Raw genomic sequence first — 14,288 nt, 5'->3', positions numbered from 1 at the left:
GGTGGCTGAGATCCGCGCCGAGATGGTGGCGAACGTCTGGAAGATCCTCGTGGCCGAGGGCGACCCCGTCGAGGCCGGTGACACCGTGGTCATCCTCGAGTCGATGAAGATGGAGATCCCGGTTCTCGCCGAAGACAGCGGCGTGATCGCCAAGCTGCAGGTCACCGAGGGCGACGTCATTCAGGAGGGCGACCTGATCGCCGTCATCGAGTAGTCCCGTCGTCGCGGACGAGCCGGGCGAGGAAGCGCTCGCGGTCGACGACCACGCGTTCGATCGTTCCCGAGGCGACGAGGGCCTTCCGGTCGCGGGCGGTGAAGCCGAAGACCAGGCGGCGCCCGTCGACCTCGGTGAGCTCGACGGCGATCTCGACATGCGTGCCGATCGGGCTGGCCTCCAGATGCTCCAGGGAGACCCGGGTGCCCACGGAGGTCTGGCCCGGGGCCAGGGCGCCCGCGATCGCCTGGACGGTGGCCCGCTCGGCGAAGGCGAGCAGGCGAGGAGTGGCCAGCACCGGCACGTCACCGCTGCCGACCTTCGTCGCGGTGTCCTCCCCTTCCACCATGATGAGAAGCCGTGCCTGCAGACCGGGAGCGAGCGTCATGCGCGTCAGCATAGGGTCTGGTCCCGTGACCCCGTACTGCGACCACTGCGGGCGCCCGGAGGGCGAGGCCGACCACGCCGCGTGCCTGGCGGCCCGTGCGATGGAGCCGCCCCGTTACTGTTCCCGCTGCCGCCGCCGGATGGTGGTGCAGGTGACCCCCGGCGGCTGGTCCGCGCGCTGCGCCGAGCACGGCACGACGAGCGGTTGACACCGGCCGGTTTCACCCCGGCTTAGGTGTTTTTTGCGTACCCTTGTAGGGTTTTAGGGAGTTCGCCCCGGATATCTCGGGGTGACGCCGTGGCACCCGGGTTGGCTGTTTCCTGCGTGACTCCCGAGTGGCCCTGGACACAAGGGCCTGCAAGGTGCACAAGTACGCCCAAAAGTGCCAGGTTTTGTGCGATGCTACGGCACGCGTCTCGTTTGTGAGCCATCCGGCACGCAGGGTTTCGTTACAGCGCCGTGACGATGCCGCGATACGGGTGCGCTTTGTTGAGAGCTCTGAGGTAGGAGTGGAGAGGGTTACGGGGGAGTCATGGTGGCCCAAGGCACGACGCTGGCGGGGCGGTATCGCCTAAGCACCCGCATCGGCGCCGGCGGTATGGGCGAGGTGTGGAAGGGCGAGGACATGGTCCTGGCCCGCACTGTCGCCGTAAAGGTGCTGCTCCCGGGCCGTACCGACGATCCGGGCTTCCTGGTTCGCTTCCAGGGTGAGGCCCGGGCGATGGCGACGATCAACCACCCCGGGGTCGTCGACGTGTACGACTACGGGGTTCACGAGGTGCCCGGCGCGGGGGCGACGGCATACCTAGTGATGAAGTTCGTCGACGGCGAGCCGCTCGACCGCCTGCTCGGGCGGCTGCGACGGGTCGCCCCCGGGGCCGCGATGGACCTCATCGCCCAGGCGGCCTCGGCACTGCAGGCGGTCCACGACCAGGGCATCGTCCACCGGGACATCAAGCCGGGCAACCTGCTGGTGCGCTCGGACGGCACGCTCGTGCTCACCGACTTCGGCATCGCCAGGTCCGACACCGCCAGCCGGTTGACGGACGCGGGCATGGTGCTCGGCACCGCCGCCTACTGCGCGCCCGAGCAGGCCGAGGGCGCGCCCGTCACGCCCGCCGTGGACATCTACGCGCTGGGCGTGGTGGCGTACGAGTGCCTGGCCGGGCAGCGCCCGTTCGACGGCGACACGCCCGTCACCATCGCGCTCAAGCACATCCGCGAGGCGCCGCCGCCGCTGCCGCCGGACATCCCGCCCGCGGTTCGCGCGCTTGTGGAGCGCTCCTTGGCCAAGGATCCGGCCCGGCGCTTCCCCAGCGCCGCGGCCATGAGCGCCGCCGCCAGGCAGGCGGCCTTCGGCGCGGAGGGCGGCGACACGCTGTCGGCGTCCGCGCAGCAGGCCGAGCCGCCGGGGACCGGATGGCAGGCGCAGGTCCCCCAGCCGGGCCCGCAGGGGCAGACCGGCTGGCAGCAGGGCCAGGGGCCGGCCACGCCGCAGACGGGCCGGCAGGGCGCTCAGGCTCCCGCCGGCGGCTGGCAGGATGCCCAGGCGCCGACCGGAAACTGGCAGGGATCGCAGGCGCCGACCGGAAACTGGCAGGGAGGCTCGCAGCACTTCACCGCGCCGACGGCGGGAGCCGGAGCGGCCGTCGAGGCGGGCGCGCAGGGCCGTGGCCGCCGTGCCGCGCAGAAGCCGCGGCGCAAGAGCGGGCTGGTCGTGGCGTCGGCGGTCGCGGCCGTGATGTGCGCCGGTCTCGTCGCGGTGGCGATCAACGGGATGGCGGCCTCCACGACGTCGAACACCGATCCCATGAAGTACCCGGTGGTCACGCCCAGCGCCGGCAAGCCGTCGAAGGTGTCCGGGACGAAGCCGCCCCGCAAGACGCCGACGGCCACCCCGAGAGCGTCGCGCCCGTCACAGAACCGGCCCACCCCGAAGCCCACTTCGGACGAGGGGTCACCGACTCCCACCCCGACGACGGCCACGAAGACGCCGAAACCGACTCCCACCCCCACGCCGACCCCGACGCCGAAGCCGAAGAAGAGTGTCCCGGACACCGTCGGCATGAAGCCGGAAGCGGCGACCGCGGCGCTCAAGCAGGCGGGTTTCAAGGTGACGCTCTCCTACAGCGCCGACGTCAAGCCGGAGAACTGCACCCAGATCGTCGAGTCCCGCCCGGGCGGGGGCACGATGTGGGACCCGTCCAAGCCGGTGGAGATCATCGCCGCCATCGCCGACTGCCCGCCGACGCCGTCGGCGACGCCGACGGCGACCGGCAAGCCCTACGCCAAGTGACGACCGGCTCGCGCCAGCGGACCTTCCGGTCCTCGTGCGCGAGCCCGGTTGCGCTCTCCTAGACGCCCGTGGTGTGCCGGGGGTAGGCCACCGAGGGGTCGGTGGCGATGTTGACCATGTAGGGGATGCCGGAGTCGAACGCGCGGCGCAGGGCAGGGCCGATCTCCGACGGGTCGGTGACGAGCTCGCCGCCGCCGCCGAGGGCGGTCACCACCTGGTCGTAGCGGCACTGCGGCTGCAGCTCGGCGGCCACGTCGTAGCCGTAGAGCATCTGCATGGGGTGCTTCTCCAGGCCCCACATGCCGTTGTTGCCGCAGATCATCACGACGGGCAGGCGGTGGCGCACGAGCGTGTCGACGTCCATCAGCGAGAAGCCGGCCGCGCCGTCGCCGAGCAGCAGCACCACCTGCGAGGAGGGACGGGCGATCCTGGCGGCGATGGCGTAGCCCAGGCCGGTGCCCAGGCAGCCGTACGGGCCCGGGTCGAGCCAGTTGCCCGGCTGCCGCGGCTCGACGTACTTGCCCGCGTACGAGACGAAGTCGCCGCCGTCGCCGATCACCACGGCGTCGTCGGCGAGGACCTTGCTCAGCTCCCCGTAGATCCGCATCGGGTGGATCGGGTCGGACGCGGACTCCAGCAGGGCGGTGTCGGCGGCGATGGCGGCCGAGGCGGCCTCGGACAGCTGCGTCACCCAGGGCGCGTAGGTCTTGGGGGAGACGCCCGCGTTGGCACAGGCCGCGCCGAGGCTCCAGAAGAGCAGCGAGAGGTCGCCGGCGGCGACGGCCGCGGGATCCATGTGCGTGGTCAGCTGCGACGGCGCGTCGGCCAGGTGCACGACCTTGGCGAGCGGGGCGCCGTCCTTGCCGCCGAACCAGCCGTAACCGAGGCGGAAGTCGATCGGGGCGCCCGCCACGATCACCAGGTCGGCCTGCGAGAACGCCATCCCCCTGGCCCGGGTGACCAGCAGCTCGTGACCGGCGGGCAGGATGCCGCGGCCCTGGCCGTTGGGGATGACCGGCAGGCGGTACTCCTCGACGAAGCTCCTGGCGACCTCCTCGGCACGGTCCATCCACACGTCCGAGCCGAGCACCAGCACCGGGTGCTGGGCTTCGGCGATCAGCTGGGCGATCGCGGCCAGCGCCTCGGGGTCGGGCTCCAGCGGCGACGGGGTCAGCGTCTCGGGGGCCTCCTCGAGGGCGGGCGCGGCCGAGAAGAGGTGGTCCATGTGGAAGTCGAGGAACACGGGACCGCGGTGCGGGGCGAGGGCCGTGCGGAAGGCCATCTCCACGTCCTGCGCGACGGAGTCGGCGCCGGAGCCGGTGAAGGCCAGCTTGGTGATGGGCGCGAACAGCGGCGGGTGGTCGATCTCCTGCAGCGCGCCCGACCCCCAGCGCGACTGCGGGGCACGGCCTCCCATGACCACCACGGGGGACCCGTTGAAGTGCGCGGTGGCCACCCCGCTGACGCCGTTGGTGATGCCGGGGCCCGCGGTGAGCACGGCCAGCCCGGGTTTGCGTGTCAGCCGCGCGGTCGCCTCGGCGGCGAAGACGGCACTCTGCTCGTGACGGACGTCCAGGATGGGCATGCCCTCGTGGACCGCGCCGTCGTAGAGCGGGAAGACGTGCCCGCCGGACAGGGTGAACATGGTCTCGATGCCGTATGCCTTGGAGACGGCGACCGCTATGTCACCTGCGTGCTTGGGAGACTCCATATCGCGCAACCTACCAGTCAGTCACTTAGCCGGACAGGGATTGTTCTCCCTGCCCAGATCCCTTCGCCTAATGCGGCCGTCGCATATCCCGTTTATCCGGAAATAGGCCACGCAACACCTGGTGGCGAGCCCGCGCGGGCCGTACGGCACCGGCGGGGGATCGGGTACGGGCCGGAGCGCGGACCCGCCGGGGTTATCGCCGGCTCGCGGGGCTTCTCGCGTCTCTCACGAGGAGCCTTCGCGCGGGGCTCAGAGGGTGTCGGAGAGCGCCTTGATGGGCATCTTGAGGTCCGCCAGCAGGCCGAGGTCGGCCTCGGGCGTACGGCCCAGGGTGGTCAGGTAGTTGCCCACGATGATCGCGTTGATGCCGCCGAGCATGCCGTCCCGGGTGCCCAGGTCGCCCAGGGTCAGCTCGCGGCCCCCCGCGTAGCGCAGGATCGTGCGGGGCAGCGCGAGCCTGAAGGTGGCGATCGTCCGCAGCGCCTCCGACCCCTCCAGCAGCGGGAAGGACGCGAAGGGGGTGCCGGGACGCGGGTTGAGGAAGTTCAGCGGGACCTCGTCGGGCGCCAGCTCGCCGAGCTGCCCGGCGAACTCGGCGCGCTGCTCCCGCGTCTCGCCCATGCCCACGATGCCGCCGCAGCACAGTTCCATCCCGGCCTCGCGCACCATCAGGCAGGTGTCCCAGCGCTCCTCCCAGGTGTGGGTGGTGACGACCTTGCCGAAGTGCGACCTCGCGGTCTCCAGGTTGTGGTTGTAGCGGTGCACGCCCATCTCGGCAAGCTCGTCCACCTGCTCCCGGGTGAGCATGCCCAGCGAGCACGCGACGTTGATGTCGACCGCCTCGCGGATCGCCTTCACACCCTGGCGGACCTGGTCCATCAGCCGCCGGTCGGGGCCCCGCACGGCGGCCACGATGCAGAACTCGGTGGCTCCCGTCGCCGCGGTCTCCCTGGCGGCCTCGACCAGCGATGGGATGTCCAGCCAGACGGCGCGGACCGGGGAGGAGAACTGCCCCGACTGCGAGCAGAAGTGGCAGTCCTCGGGGCAGCCGCCGGTCTTGAGGGAGACGATCCCCTCGACCTCCACCTCCGGGCCGCACCACTTCATCCGCACCTCGTGGGCGAGGGCCAGCAGCTCGGCCAGGCGGTCGTCGGGCAGCTCCAGGCAGCGCAGCGCCTGCGCCGCGTCGAGGCCGCGTCCCTCCTCCAGCACCTGGGTCCGGGCGATCTCGAGGATGTCGCTCATCAAATACCTCCAGCGTGGAGAGGAACTCCGCGGCTCCGGCTACGGGGAAAGCCTAAGGGTGGCGCGGAAGGAAGGGGGGTCGAAGCCGCCGCCCAGCGCCGGGCCCAGTCCCGCGCGGGCCGCGCGGGTGAAGGCGTCGCGCTCCAGCGACCCGGCCCCCTCAGGGAGGGCGCCCGCCAGCGGCCGGGCGGCCAGCATCTCCAGGTCCGCCACGTTGCTCCGCTCGGCGAGGCCGGGCTCGGCCGGCCAGGAGCCGATCACCACTCCGGCGGGCTCCAGTCCCCGGTGGGCCATCGCCTCCAGCGTCAGCGCGGTGTGGTTGAGCGTGCCCAGCCCGGCTCTGGTCACCAGGAGCACCTGGGCCGAGAGCGCCCGGGCGAGGTCGGCGAGGGTCGCCCCCTCCTCGTCGAAGCGGACGAGCAGCCCGCCCGCCCCCTCGACGATCACCAGCCGGTGCGAGTCGGCCAGCTCCTTGATCCGGGCCGCCGCCCGCGTGACGGAGACCGGCGGCAGGCCGGACAGGCGCGCCGCCGCGGCGGGGGACAGCGCGGCGGGATACCTGGCCAGCTCGAAGGTCGTCCGTACCCCGGACAGCCGGATGACGTTGTCCACGTCGCCCGGCTCGGCACCGGACACCCCGGTCTGCGCGGGCTTCACCACCGCCACCGAGGAGCCCCGCTCCCTGGCGAGCGCGGCCACCGCCGCGGTGACGACCGTCTTTCCCACCCCGGTGTCGGTCCCGGTGACCACGAGAATGCTCACCCGCCTCACCTTAGGCGGGCGGGGCCGCGCGGGCGCGTGCGTCCGCGCGGCCCGGCGCCGTCGTGGGCGTCAGGGGGCTGTCAGGGGGCGGGGCCGGGGCCGGGTCAGGGGCGGTGCAGGCGGGTGACGAACTTGTAGCGGTCTCCCCGGTACAGGGACTGGGCCCACTCGACCGGGTTGCCGTCCGCGTCGAAGGCGTGCCGGGTGAGCAGGAGCATCGGCAGGCCGACGTCGACGCCGAGCACCTGCGCGTCGTACGGGGTGGCCAGCACGGTCTCTATGATCTCCTCGGCGTCGGTCAGCCGTACGTTGTACGCGTTGTACAGCGTCTCGTACAGCGAGGAGTGCACCTCGAGCTCCCGCCGGAGGCGGGGGAAGCGCCGGGCCGACAGGTGGGTGGTGTCGATCGACATCGGCTCGCCGTTGGCCAGGCGCAGGCGGTGGATGCGCAGTACGCGGCCACCGGCGTTGATGGCCAGGCGGCGGGCCAGCGGCTCGTCGGCGGTGACGTAACTGGTGTCGAGGATCTTGGTGTCGGGTTCGAGGCCGGCGGTCCTCAGGTTCCCGGTGTAGGAGGTCAGCTGGAGGACCTGGGCGACCTTGGGCTGCGCGACGAACGTCCCCTTGCCCTGGATGCGCACCAGGCGGCCCTCGACCACGAGCTCGGACAGGGCCTGGCGCACGGTCGTGCGCGACGTCTCGAAGCGGACCGCGAGGGCCCGTTCCGGAGGCAGGGCGCTGCCCGCGGGCAGGCTCTTGGTGAGGGTGAGCAGGCTACGTTTCACGTCGTAGTACTTCGGGATCCTCGGGGAGTCGTCGCTCACATGGTCACCTTCATCTCGGCCACGGCGGTGAGTGCACCCCGGATCACCGTTAGATCATCGGAACTCAGATTGGCCCGTGCCGTCAACCGCAGGCAAGAGCGGCCGACCGGCACCGAGGGCGGCCGGAAGCATCCGGCGCGCACCCCGTGTTCCGCGCAGATGAGGGCGGCCCGAAGCGCGGTCTCGGGTGGGCCGAGCACGATGGGGACGACCGCACCCGCCGGATCGCAGGTCTCCAGGCCGAGATCGCGGGCCATCGCGGCCAGCTCCCTCGCCCTGGTTCGCACGCGTCCGGGCAGTTCGGGCTGATGGTGAAGGATATCGACGGCGGCGAGTGCCGCCGCCACGCTGCCCGGTGCCAATCCGGTGTCGAAGATGAACGAGCGTCCGGTGTCGACGAGGGTCTGGATCACCTCGGGGGCGCCCAGCACGGCCCCGCCCTGCGAGCCCAGGGATTTGGACAGTGTGATCGTTCTCACAACGCCCGGTTCGGCCGCGAGCCCGGCGGCGTGCACCGCGCCCTGCCCGCGAGTGCCGATGACCCCGATCGAGTGGGCCTCGTCGACGACCAGCAGCGCGCCCTGCCGCACCGCCGCCGCGTGCAACCCCGCGAGCGGGGCGAGGTCGCCGTCCACGGAGAAGACCGCGTCGGTGACCACGATCGCGTGCTCCTCGTCCCGGCCGGCCAATGCCTTCTCCACGGCCGCCACGTCCTTGTGCGGGGTGACCACGACCCGCGAGCGCGACAGCCGGCAGGCGTCCACGATCGACGCGTGGTTGCCCGCGTCCGAGACCACCAGGGCGTCCCTGCCCAGGGTCGCGACGGCGGCCAGGTTGGCCAGGTAGCCGGAGGAGAACACCAGGGCGCCCCGCGCTCCGGCGAAGGCGCGCAGGCGCGTCTCCAGGCGCGCGTGGAGGGCCGTGGAGCCCGTGACCAGGCGGGAACCCGTGGAGCCGGTGCCCCAGTCTCGCGTGGCCGCCACAGCCGCCTCGACCAGCCGCTCGTCCCTGGCCAGGCCGAGGTAGTCGTTGGAGGCCAGGTCGATCAGGCCGTCGTCGTCGGGGGTGCGGGCGCGCAGGACCCGCCGCAGCCCTGCCGCCTCCCTCGTGGCCGCCGCCGTGCGGAACCGGGCCAGCGGGTCGGGGGTCTGCTCCATAATCGGCATCTTTCCAGCCGGACTCACCCGATTCGCGTTCGGGCCTGCAAAGAACGCATGATGCACGGGTGCCGACTCTAAGCGACCTGGCGGTCCGTCACACCGCGCTCGACGATGCGGACCTGGAGTGGATGCACTCGCTGGTCTCCGACTGGCAGCTCCTCGCCGACCTCTCCTTCGCGGACCTGATCCTGTGGATCCCGCTGAAGGAGGGATCGGGCTGGATCGCGATCGCGCAGATGAGGCCCACCACGGGGCCGACGGTCTACCACGACGACATCGTGGGGATGACGGCGGCCAAGGGGGAGCGGCCGCTCCTGGAGACCGCCTGGAACGAGCGGCGCATCTGCCGCGAGGGCGACCCCGACTGGTCGAGCGGGGTGCCGGTCCGCGAGGAGACCATCCCGGTACGGCGGGCCGACCACTTCCTCGGCGTCATCCAGCGCTCGACGAACCTGTCCTCCGCCCGCACTCCCTCCAGGCTGGAGCTGACCTACCTGCAGAGCGCCTCCGATCTGGCCCAGATGGTGGCCGAGGGCCGTTTCCCGTTCTCCGGCGCCGAGCCGATCCTGGTCCGCTCGCCGAGGGTCGGCGACGGCCTGCTCAGGCTCGACCGGGCGGGCCGCGTCACGTACGCCTCGCCGAACGCCCTTTCCGCCTACCGGCGGCTGGGCCTCAACGCCGACCTGGTCGGCGCGGAGCTGGGCCGTACGACCGCGACGCTCTGCTACTCCGACGAGCCGATCAACGAGAACCTGATGCTCGTCGCGAGCGGGCGGGAGCCCAGGGAGACGGAGGTGGAGTCGGGCGGCACGGTCGTGCAGCTGCGGGCGATCCCGCTGGTCGTCGGCGGCGGGAGGATCGGCGCGCTGGTGCTCATCAGGGACGTGACCGAGCTGCGGCGCCGCGAGCGGGAGCTGATGACCAAGGACGCCACCATCAAGGAGATCCACCACCGGGTGAAGAACAACCTGCAGACGGTGGCCGCGCTGCTGCGGCTCCAGGCCAGGCGGATGCAGCTGCCGGAGGGCAGGGAGGCGCTGGAGGAGGCGGTGCGCAGGGTCGGGTCGATCGCGATCGTGCACGAGACGCTCTCCCACACGCCCGAGGAACAGGTCGACTTCGACGACATCGCCGACCGGGTGATCGCGATGACGGGAGAGGTCGCGGCCCCGGAGACGCAGGTGGTGCCGCACCGCGTCGGGACGTTCGGGGTGTTGCGCTCGGAGGTCGCGACGCCGCTGGCGATGGTTCTCACCGAGTTGCTGCAGAACGCGGTCCAGCACGGGCTGGCACAGCGCCAGGGCAGGCTGCAGGTGATCGTGTCACGGGGGGCCGAGCGGCTGGACGTGATCGTGTCCGATGACGGCAGCGGGCTGCCCGAGGACTTCGATCTCGACCGGACCACCAGCCTCGGCCTGCAGATCGTCAGGACTCTGGTGGTGGGCGAGCTGTCCGGGCGGCTCGCCATCGAGCCGCGCCAGGGCGGCGGGACCGAGGTGAGCCTGAGCATTCCCCTCCCCGCGATCTGAGCGGGGGAGGGGGAACGGCGTCAGGTCACGCCCTCGCCGCGGGGCGTGCCCGTCGCCCGGCCCGAGAGGAGAGGGGGCCGGGAAGGAGCGTTCTCACCGCGATGTCCGGGTGTGGCGGCCGGCTCGAAGGCCCGTACGGGAGCGGGCCTCTTCGAGACGATCAGGCGGGGCTTCGGTTTCAGACGCTCGTGCGGGTGCGGGCACGGGCCGTGCGGCGCTTGAGCGCGCGTCGCTCGTCCTCGCTCAGGCCGCCCCAGACACCGGCGTCCTGCCCGGACTCCAGCGCCCACTTCAGGCACGCCTCACTGATGCTGCACGAGTTGCAGACCTGCTTGGCTTCCTCGATCTGCATCAGGGCGGGGCCGGTGTTGCCGATCGGGAAGAACAGCTCGGGGTCCACGTCACGGCAGGCAGCTCTGTGGCGCCAGTCCATGCGTCCACTCCTTCGTATGAGGAGCCCTTGCGTCGGCTCCAGCGGCTCACTTTGTGAAGAGTTTCACTAACCAGCGCGAACGGTTCCCCGGTCCGTGGTCCGGGTCGGGGGTCCATCCGCTTGATCGCCGGTGACCTGGGAGCGAGGTGGTCGCTCAAAGGTCCTACGTTCCGACGTCAATCCTGAGATTGTCAGCCACGCTTAGTACACGCAAGAGGTTTGGGAGAACGTTTTACCCGAAATGGATGTCGGATGCGTCACACAGGCCGCATGTAACAGATCAGACCAAGACCTGTAACGCGTCAGGGATAGAGCGGAACGTTATCCGCTCGACCTCCCCCAGGTAGTCCCCGTCCAGCTGGAACGCCACGGGGCGCCTGGAACTCAGGGTGAACTCCTTCTCGTCGTGCAGCTGCACCAGGTGGCGGCCCGTCGGCAGGGTGTCGCGGGCGCCGATGATCTGGGGCATCAGCTGGAGCATGGCGGGCAGGCCGAGGCGCTGCAGGCCCAGCAGGTCGAGCCCGGTCTCGAAGCTCGCCCACGGGGTCGGGGAGACCGGCCGCGGGCCGATGAACGACCACGGGGAGGTGTTGGAGATGACGGCCATGAAGATGCCGCCGGTCCGCGGCACCTCCGGGCCCTCCACGGTCATCGGCGGGTGGCGCTTGTCGGTCGACAGGTAGTGGTGCAACGCGGTGTTCACATAGCGGGCGGGCGTCGCCTTGCGGCCGGTGCCCCGCATCCCCTCGACCGCCCTGATCACCTCGGCGTCGTACCCCAGACCGCTACAGAACGTGAAATACCTACTGTGGTCATCCCAGATCGCCTGGCCGAGCCCGACGGTCCGCCTCCGGCCGTCGCGGATCGCCTCCAGGATCGCCCCCACCGCCTCCACCGGGTCGTTCGGCAGGCCCAGAGCCCTCGCGAAGACGTTGGCGCTGCCGCCGGGGATCGCCAGCAGCGCGGGCCGGTCGGCCGAGCTGCCCTCGTCGCCCGCCTTGCCGTCCACCGGGTCGAGCAGCCCGTTCACCGCCTCGTTGATGGTGCCGTCACCACCCAGCACGGCCACCGCGTCGTAGCCGGAGGCGTGCGCCTTGCGGGAGAGCTGCGTGGCGTGCCCCCGGTATTCGGTCTCCTCGACGGTCAGGTTCATCGTCGCGCTCAGCGCCCTGATGAGAACGTCCCTGGTTCGCTGGTTGGTCGTCGTCGCCTTCGGATTCACCAGGAGCATCGCGCGCATGGCCTCAGCGTATCCGCCGGAAACCGGACTGAGGCGGCGAAGAGGCGGGCGACGATACCCGGCGATAGGGTTGGCCCCGTGCCGAACCGCCCGCTGACCCTCACCGTCGCCGCCGCCGTCATGGCGCTGGAAGGCGCGACCGCCCTGATCCTCGGCGGCTACGCCGGCGTGGAGACGGTGATCGGCCGTCCGTCCGACCTGATGAGCTCGATCGCCGTCGCCGCGTTCGGGATCATCATCGGCGCCGCCCTGCTCTGGGTCGGCTGGGGAATGATCCACTCAGAGCGGTGGGCGCGGAGCCCGGGCGTGCTGACGCAGATCTTCGCCATCCCGGTCTCGGTCACGCTGATCCAGTCCGACCAGCGGGTGATCGGCTTCTCGCTGATCACCCTCGCGGTGATCGGACTGGTCGCGCTGCTGTCCCCGCCGACGACGCACGCCCTCTACGGGGACCAGGACCAGCCGTCCGGCTAGTCGTCGACGGTCAGACCCTCGCGGAGTTGGGCGAGGGTCCTGGCGAGCAGCCGGGACACGTGCATCTGTGAGATGCCGAGCTCGGTGGCGATCTGGGACTGTGTCATGTTGCCGAAGAAACGCAGCAGCAGGATCCGCTTCTCACGCGGAGGCAGCCGCTCCAGCAGGGGCTTGAGCGACTCGCGGTACTCGACGCCCTCCAGGGAGTCGTCCACGATCCCGAGGGAGTCGGCCACCGCCGGCGCGTCGTCGTCGCCGGAGTCGGGCGCGTCGAGGGAGACCGTGGAGTAGGCGTTGGCCGACTCCAGCCCCTCGAGCACCTCCTCCTCGCTCATCTTCAGGAACGCGGCCAGCTCGGCCACGGTCGGCGCGCGCCCCTCCCGCTGGGAGAGCTCGCTGATCGCCTTGGTGAGCGAGAGCTTGAGCTCCTGCAGCCGGCGCGGCACGCGGACCGCCCAGCCCTTGTCGCGGAAGTGGCGTTTGATCTCGCCCACGATCGTCGGGGTCGCGTAGGTGGAGAACTCCACCCCGCGGCCGAGATCGAAGCGGTCGATCGACTTGATCAGTCCGATGGTCGCGACCTGGGTGAGGTCGTCCAGCCACTCGCCCCGGTTGCGGAACCGGCGGGCGAGGTATTCGACGAGGGGAAGGTGGAGCTCGACGAGCTCGTCGCGGATGCGCTGGCGTCGCGGGTCGTCGGCGGTCAACTCCACCAGTTCCGCGAAGAGCAGGCGCGCACGCACCCGGTCGGGCACCGCGTGGTCGCTGGCGGCCATGGCACGAGTCCTTTCCGTCACGCCGGCCTCGCCGCGCCTCGGCGCTTGCGGAGGACGATCGCCATACGGTCGGGGGAGTCGGTTACGGCATCCACATCGTCAGCCAGGGCGGTGAGCACCATCCACGCGAAGTCGTCGCGCTTCGGAGGGGTGCTTCCCACCGTGCTGACCTCGACCCGCACTTTCATCAGCTGCCCGGTGAGCTCGAACTCGGCAGTCAGATCGGTGCCGGGAACGGCCTGGGTCAGTAACATCGCACACGCCTCGTCGACCGCGATCCGAAGATCCTCGATCTCGTCCAGCGTGAAGTCCAGCCGTACGGCAAGCGCGGCTGTCGCCGTACGCAGCACGGACAGATAGGCACTCGTCGCCGGCAGCCGGACGCTCACCACGTCACGGATCCCGCCCATGCCGACCGCGGGCGCCTCGGTGTGTTCGGTCACGTTCCTCCTCGCAGAGTCGCTGACTGCAACCTACAGCCCTGGGACGGTAGTTGGCCCGCTTGGACTCGCGATCGAGGCGATTTGCCACCGTCAAGAACCCCTGAAGATACGCAAAAGGGGCACTGTACTTGTGGCGGCTCCGGCGCGTCGCGACCCGGCCCTGGCGACGCGGGCGCGCCGGGATCCGGCCTGTCAGGCGAGGTCGAGGCATCGCGGCCCGGACGACGTGCCGGCGGCGGCGCGTCCTCGCGGACCCCGATCCGGATCAAGGGAGTGTCCCGGGGGACGTTTCCTTGATCCGGACTACCGGCGCCCCATCACGAGATCGTTGTGAGGGTTTTAAGCGGCCTTGGTCTCCCAGAAGATCTTGGAGATGTCGTCGATCTTGCCGAGGAGCTCGTCGGCCTTGGCGACGTCGACCGTGCCCTTGCCGCCGGCCGCGCCCGCGAGCTTGGTGGCCTCCCAGAACAGCTGGTGCAGCTGCGGGTAGGTCTCCAGGTGCGGGGGCTTGAAGTAGTCGGTCCACAGCACCCACAGGTGGTGCTTGACCAGCTCGGCCCGCTCCTCCTTGATGGAGAGCGCGCGGGCGCGGAACACCGGGTCCTCGTTTCCGGCGTACTTCTCCATGATGGCCTTGACGGATTCGGCCTCGATGCGGGCCTGGGCCGGGTCGTACACGCCGCAGGGCAGGTCGCAGTGCGCCGAGGCGATGTGCTTGGGGCGCATAAGTCGTGCGAGCATCGGAAATCCTTCCTTGATGCCGGGTTCAGAATGGTCCGGTTAACGACCTTAC

General features: G+C 70.9%; 16 protein-coding genes. 5 read left to right on the top strand and 11 right to left on the bottom strand.

All coding sequences use genetic code 11. The annotated features are described in order from the left end of the window. Position 1 precedes the first annotated feature (1 nt). Complete coding sequence (locus ACTOQ1_RS38375; protein WP_440073021.1) at positions 2–214, top strand: biotin/lipoyl-binding carrier protein; 213 nt, start codon at positions 2–4, stop codon at positions 212–214. On the opposite strand, the gene ACTOQ1_RS38370 is transcribed toward ACTOQ1_RS38375, so the two are convergent. Then, the gene (locus ACTOQ1_RS38370; protein WP_440073020.1) at positions 204–602 is read right to left on the bottom strand and encodes a thioesterase family protein; all 399 of its coding nucleotides are present in this window, start codon (positions 600–602) and stop codon (positions 204–206) included. The two genes, ACTOQ1_RS38375 and ACTOQ1_RS38370, sit on opposite strands and share 11 nt — an antisense overlap. On the opposite strand from ACTOQ1_RS38370, the gene bsaP reads away from it, so the two are divergent. Both bsaP and ACTOQ1_RS38360 read left to right on the top strand, forming a co-directional pair. Next, entirely contained in the window at positions 601–810 is a 210-nt protein-coding gene (gene bsaP / locus ACTOQ1_RS38365) for a biotin synthase auxiliary protein BsaP (protein ID WP_440073019.1), read from the top strand. The genes ACTOQ1_RS38370 and bsaP overlap by 2 nt on opposite strands. 324 nt (positions 811–1,134) lie before the next feature. Next, a complete protein-coding gene (locus ACTOQ1_RS38360) occupies positions 1,135–2,898 on the top strand; it encodes a serine/threonine protein kinase (protein WP_440073018.1) in 1,764 nt (587 codons plus the stop codon). Between the two features lie 58 nt (positions 2,899–2,956). On the opposite strand, the gene ACTOQ1_RS38355 is transcribed toward ACTOQ1_RS38360, so the two are convergent. The 5 genes from ACTOQ1_RS38355 to ACTOQ1_RS38335 form a co-directional block, all read right to left on the bottom strand. Beyond that, the gene (locus ACTOQ1_RS38355; protein WP_440073017.1) at positions 2,957–4,609 is read right to left on the bottom strand and encodes an acetolactate synthase; all 1,653 of its coding nucleotides are present in this window, start codon (positions 4,607–4,609) and stop codon (positions 2,957–2,959) included. A gap of 249 nt (positions 4,610–4,858) precedes the next feature. Next, positions 4,859–5,854 (bottom strand): biotin synthase BioB, encoded by a 996-nt coding sequence (gene bioB, locus ACTOQ1_RS38350; protein ID WP_440073016.1) that lies wholly within the window; start codon positions 5,852–5,854, stop codon positions 4,859–4,861. 39 nt (positions 5,855–5,893) lie between these two features. After that, positions 5,894–6,616 (bottom strand): dethiobiotin synthase, encoded by a 723-nt coding sequence (gene bioD / locus ACTOQ1_RS38345; RefSeq protein WP_440073015.1) that lies wholly within the window; start codon positions 6,614–6,616, stop codon positions 5,894–5,896. Between the two features lie 104 nt (positions 6,617–6,720). Then, positions 6,721–7,440: a GntR family transcriptional regulator gene (locus tag ACTOQ1_RS38340; RefSeq protein WP_436764206.1), complete on the bottom strand. Its 720-nt coding sequence runs from the start codon at positions 7,438–7,440 to the stop codon at positions 6,721–6,723. Beyond that, on the bottom strand, positions 7,437–8,597 hold the full coding sequence (locus ACTOQ1_RS38335; RefSeq protein ID WP_440073014.1) for an 8-amino-7-oxononanoate synthase: 1,161 nt from the start codon (positions 8,595–8,597) through the stop codon (positions 7,437–7,439). Before ACTOQ1_RS38335 ends, ACTOQ1_RS38340 begins: the two co-directional genes overlap by 4 nt. Positions 8,598–8,665: 68 nt before the next feature. Here ACTOQ1_RS38335 and ACTOQ1_RS38330 point away from each other — a divergent pair, with 68 nt between their 5' ends. Further along, positions 8,666–10,129, top strand: a complete 1,464-nt coding sequence (locus ACTOQ1_RS38330) for a sensor histidine kinase (protein WP_440073013.1) — start codon at positions 8,666–8,668, stop codon at positions 10,127–10,129. Between the two features lie 178 nt (positions 10,130–10,307). Here the strand turns inward: ACTOQ1_RS38330 and ACTOQ1_RS38325 are convergent, their stop codons facing one another. Together ACTOQ1_RS38325 and ACTOQ1_RS38320 are read right to left on the bottom strand one after the other, a co-directional pair. Next, on the bottom strand, positions 10,308–10,562 hold the full coding sequence (locus ACTOQ1_RS38325; RefSeq protein WP_440073012.1) for a WhiB family transcriptional regulator: 255 nt from the start codon (positions 10,560–10,562) through the stop codon (positions 10,308–10,310). A 280-nt stretch (positions 10,563–10,842) separates the two neighbouring features. Further along, positions 10,843–11,802, bottom strand: coding sequence for a diacylglycerol/lipid kinase family protein (locus ACTOQ1_RS38320; protein WP_440073011.1), 960 nt, complete (start codon positions 11,800–11,802; stop codon positions 10,843–10,845). 78 nt (positions 11,803–11,880) lie between these two features. On the opposite strand from ACTOQ1_RS38320, the gene ACTOQ1_RS38315 reads away from it, so the two are divergent. After that, entirely contained in the window at positions 11,881–12,276 is a 396-nt protein-coding gene (locus ACTOQ1_RS38315; protein ID WP_440073010.1) for a hypothetical protein, read from the top strand. Here the strand turns inward: ACTOQ1_RS38315 and ACTOQ1_RS38310 are convergent. The 3 genes from ACTOQ1_RS38310 to sodN all read right to left on the bottom strand — a co-directional run bounded on the left by ACTOQ1_RS38310 (position 12,273) and on the right by sodN (position 14,236). Next, on the bottom strand, positions 12,273–13,052 hold the full coding sequence (locus ACTOQ1_RS38310) for an RNA polymerase sigma factor SigF (RefSeq protein ID WP_362697768.1): 780 nt from the start codon (positions 13,050–13,052) through the stop codon (positions 12,273–12,275). The genes ACTOQ1_RS38315 and ACTOQ1_RS38310 overlap by 4 nt on opposite strands. A 17-nt stretch (positions 13,053–13,069) precedes the next feature. Beyond that, positions 13,070–13,495: an anti-sigma factor gene (locus tag ACTOQ1_RS38305; RefSeq protein ID WP_030924831.1), complete on the bottom strand. Its 426-nt coding sequence runs from the start codon at positions 13,493–13,495 to the stop codon at positions 13,070–13,072. Between the two features lie 339 nt (positions 13,496–13,834). Then, the gene (gene sodN / locus ACTOQ1_RS38300; protein ID WP_362697771.1) at positions 13,835–14,236 is read right to left on the bottom strand and encodes a superoxide dismutase, Ni; all 402 of its coding nucleotides are present in this window, start codon (positions 14,234–14,236) and stop codon (positions 13,835–13,837) included. Between the last annotated feature and the right edge of the window lie 52 nt (positions 14,237–14,288).

The sequence above is a fragment of the Streptosporangium sp. OZ121 genome, assembly GCF_051918885.1.
Lineage (GTDB): Bacteria > Actinomycetota > Actinomycetes > Streptosporangiales > Streptosporangiaceae > Streptosporangium.
Note: the sequence above shows the minus strand (reverse complement) of the source record. Positions and strands in the feature narration are given on the sequence as shown.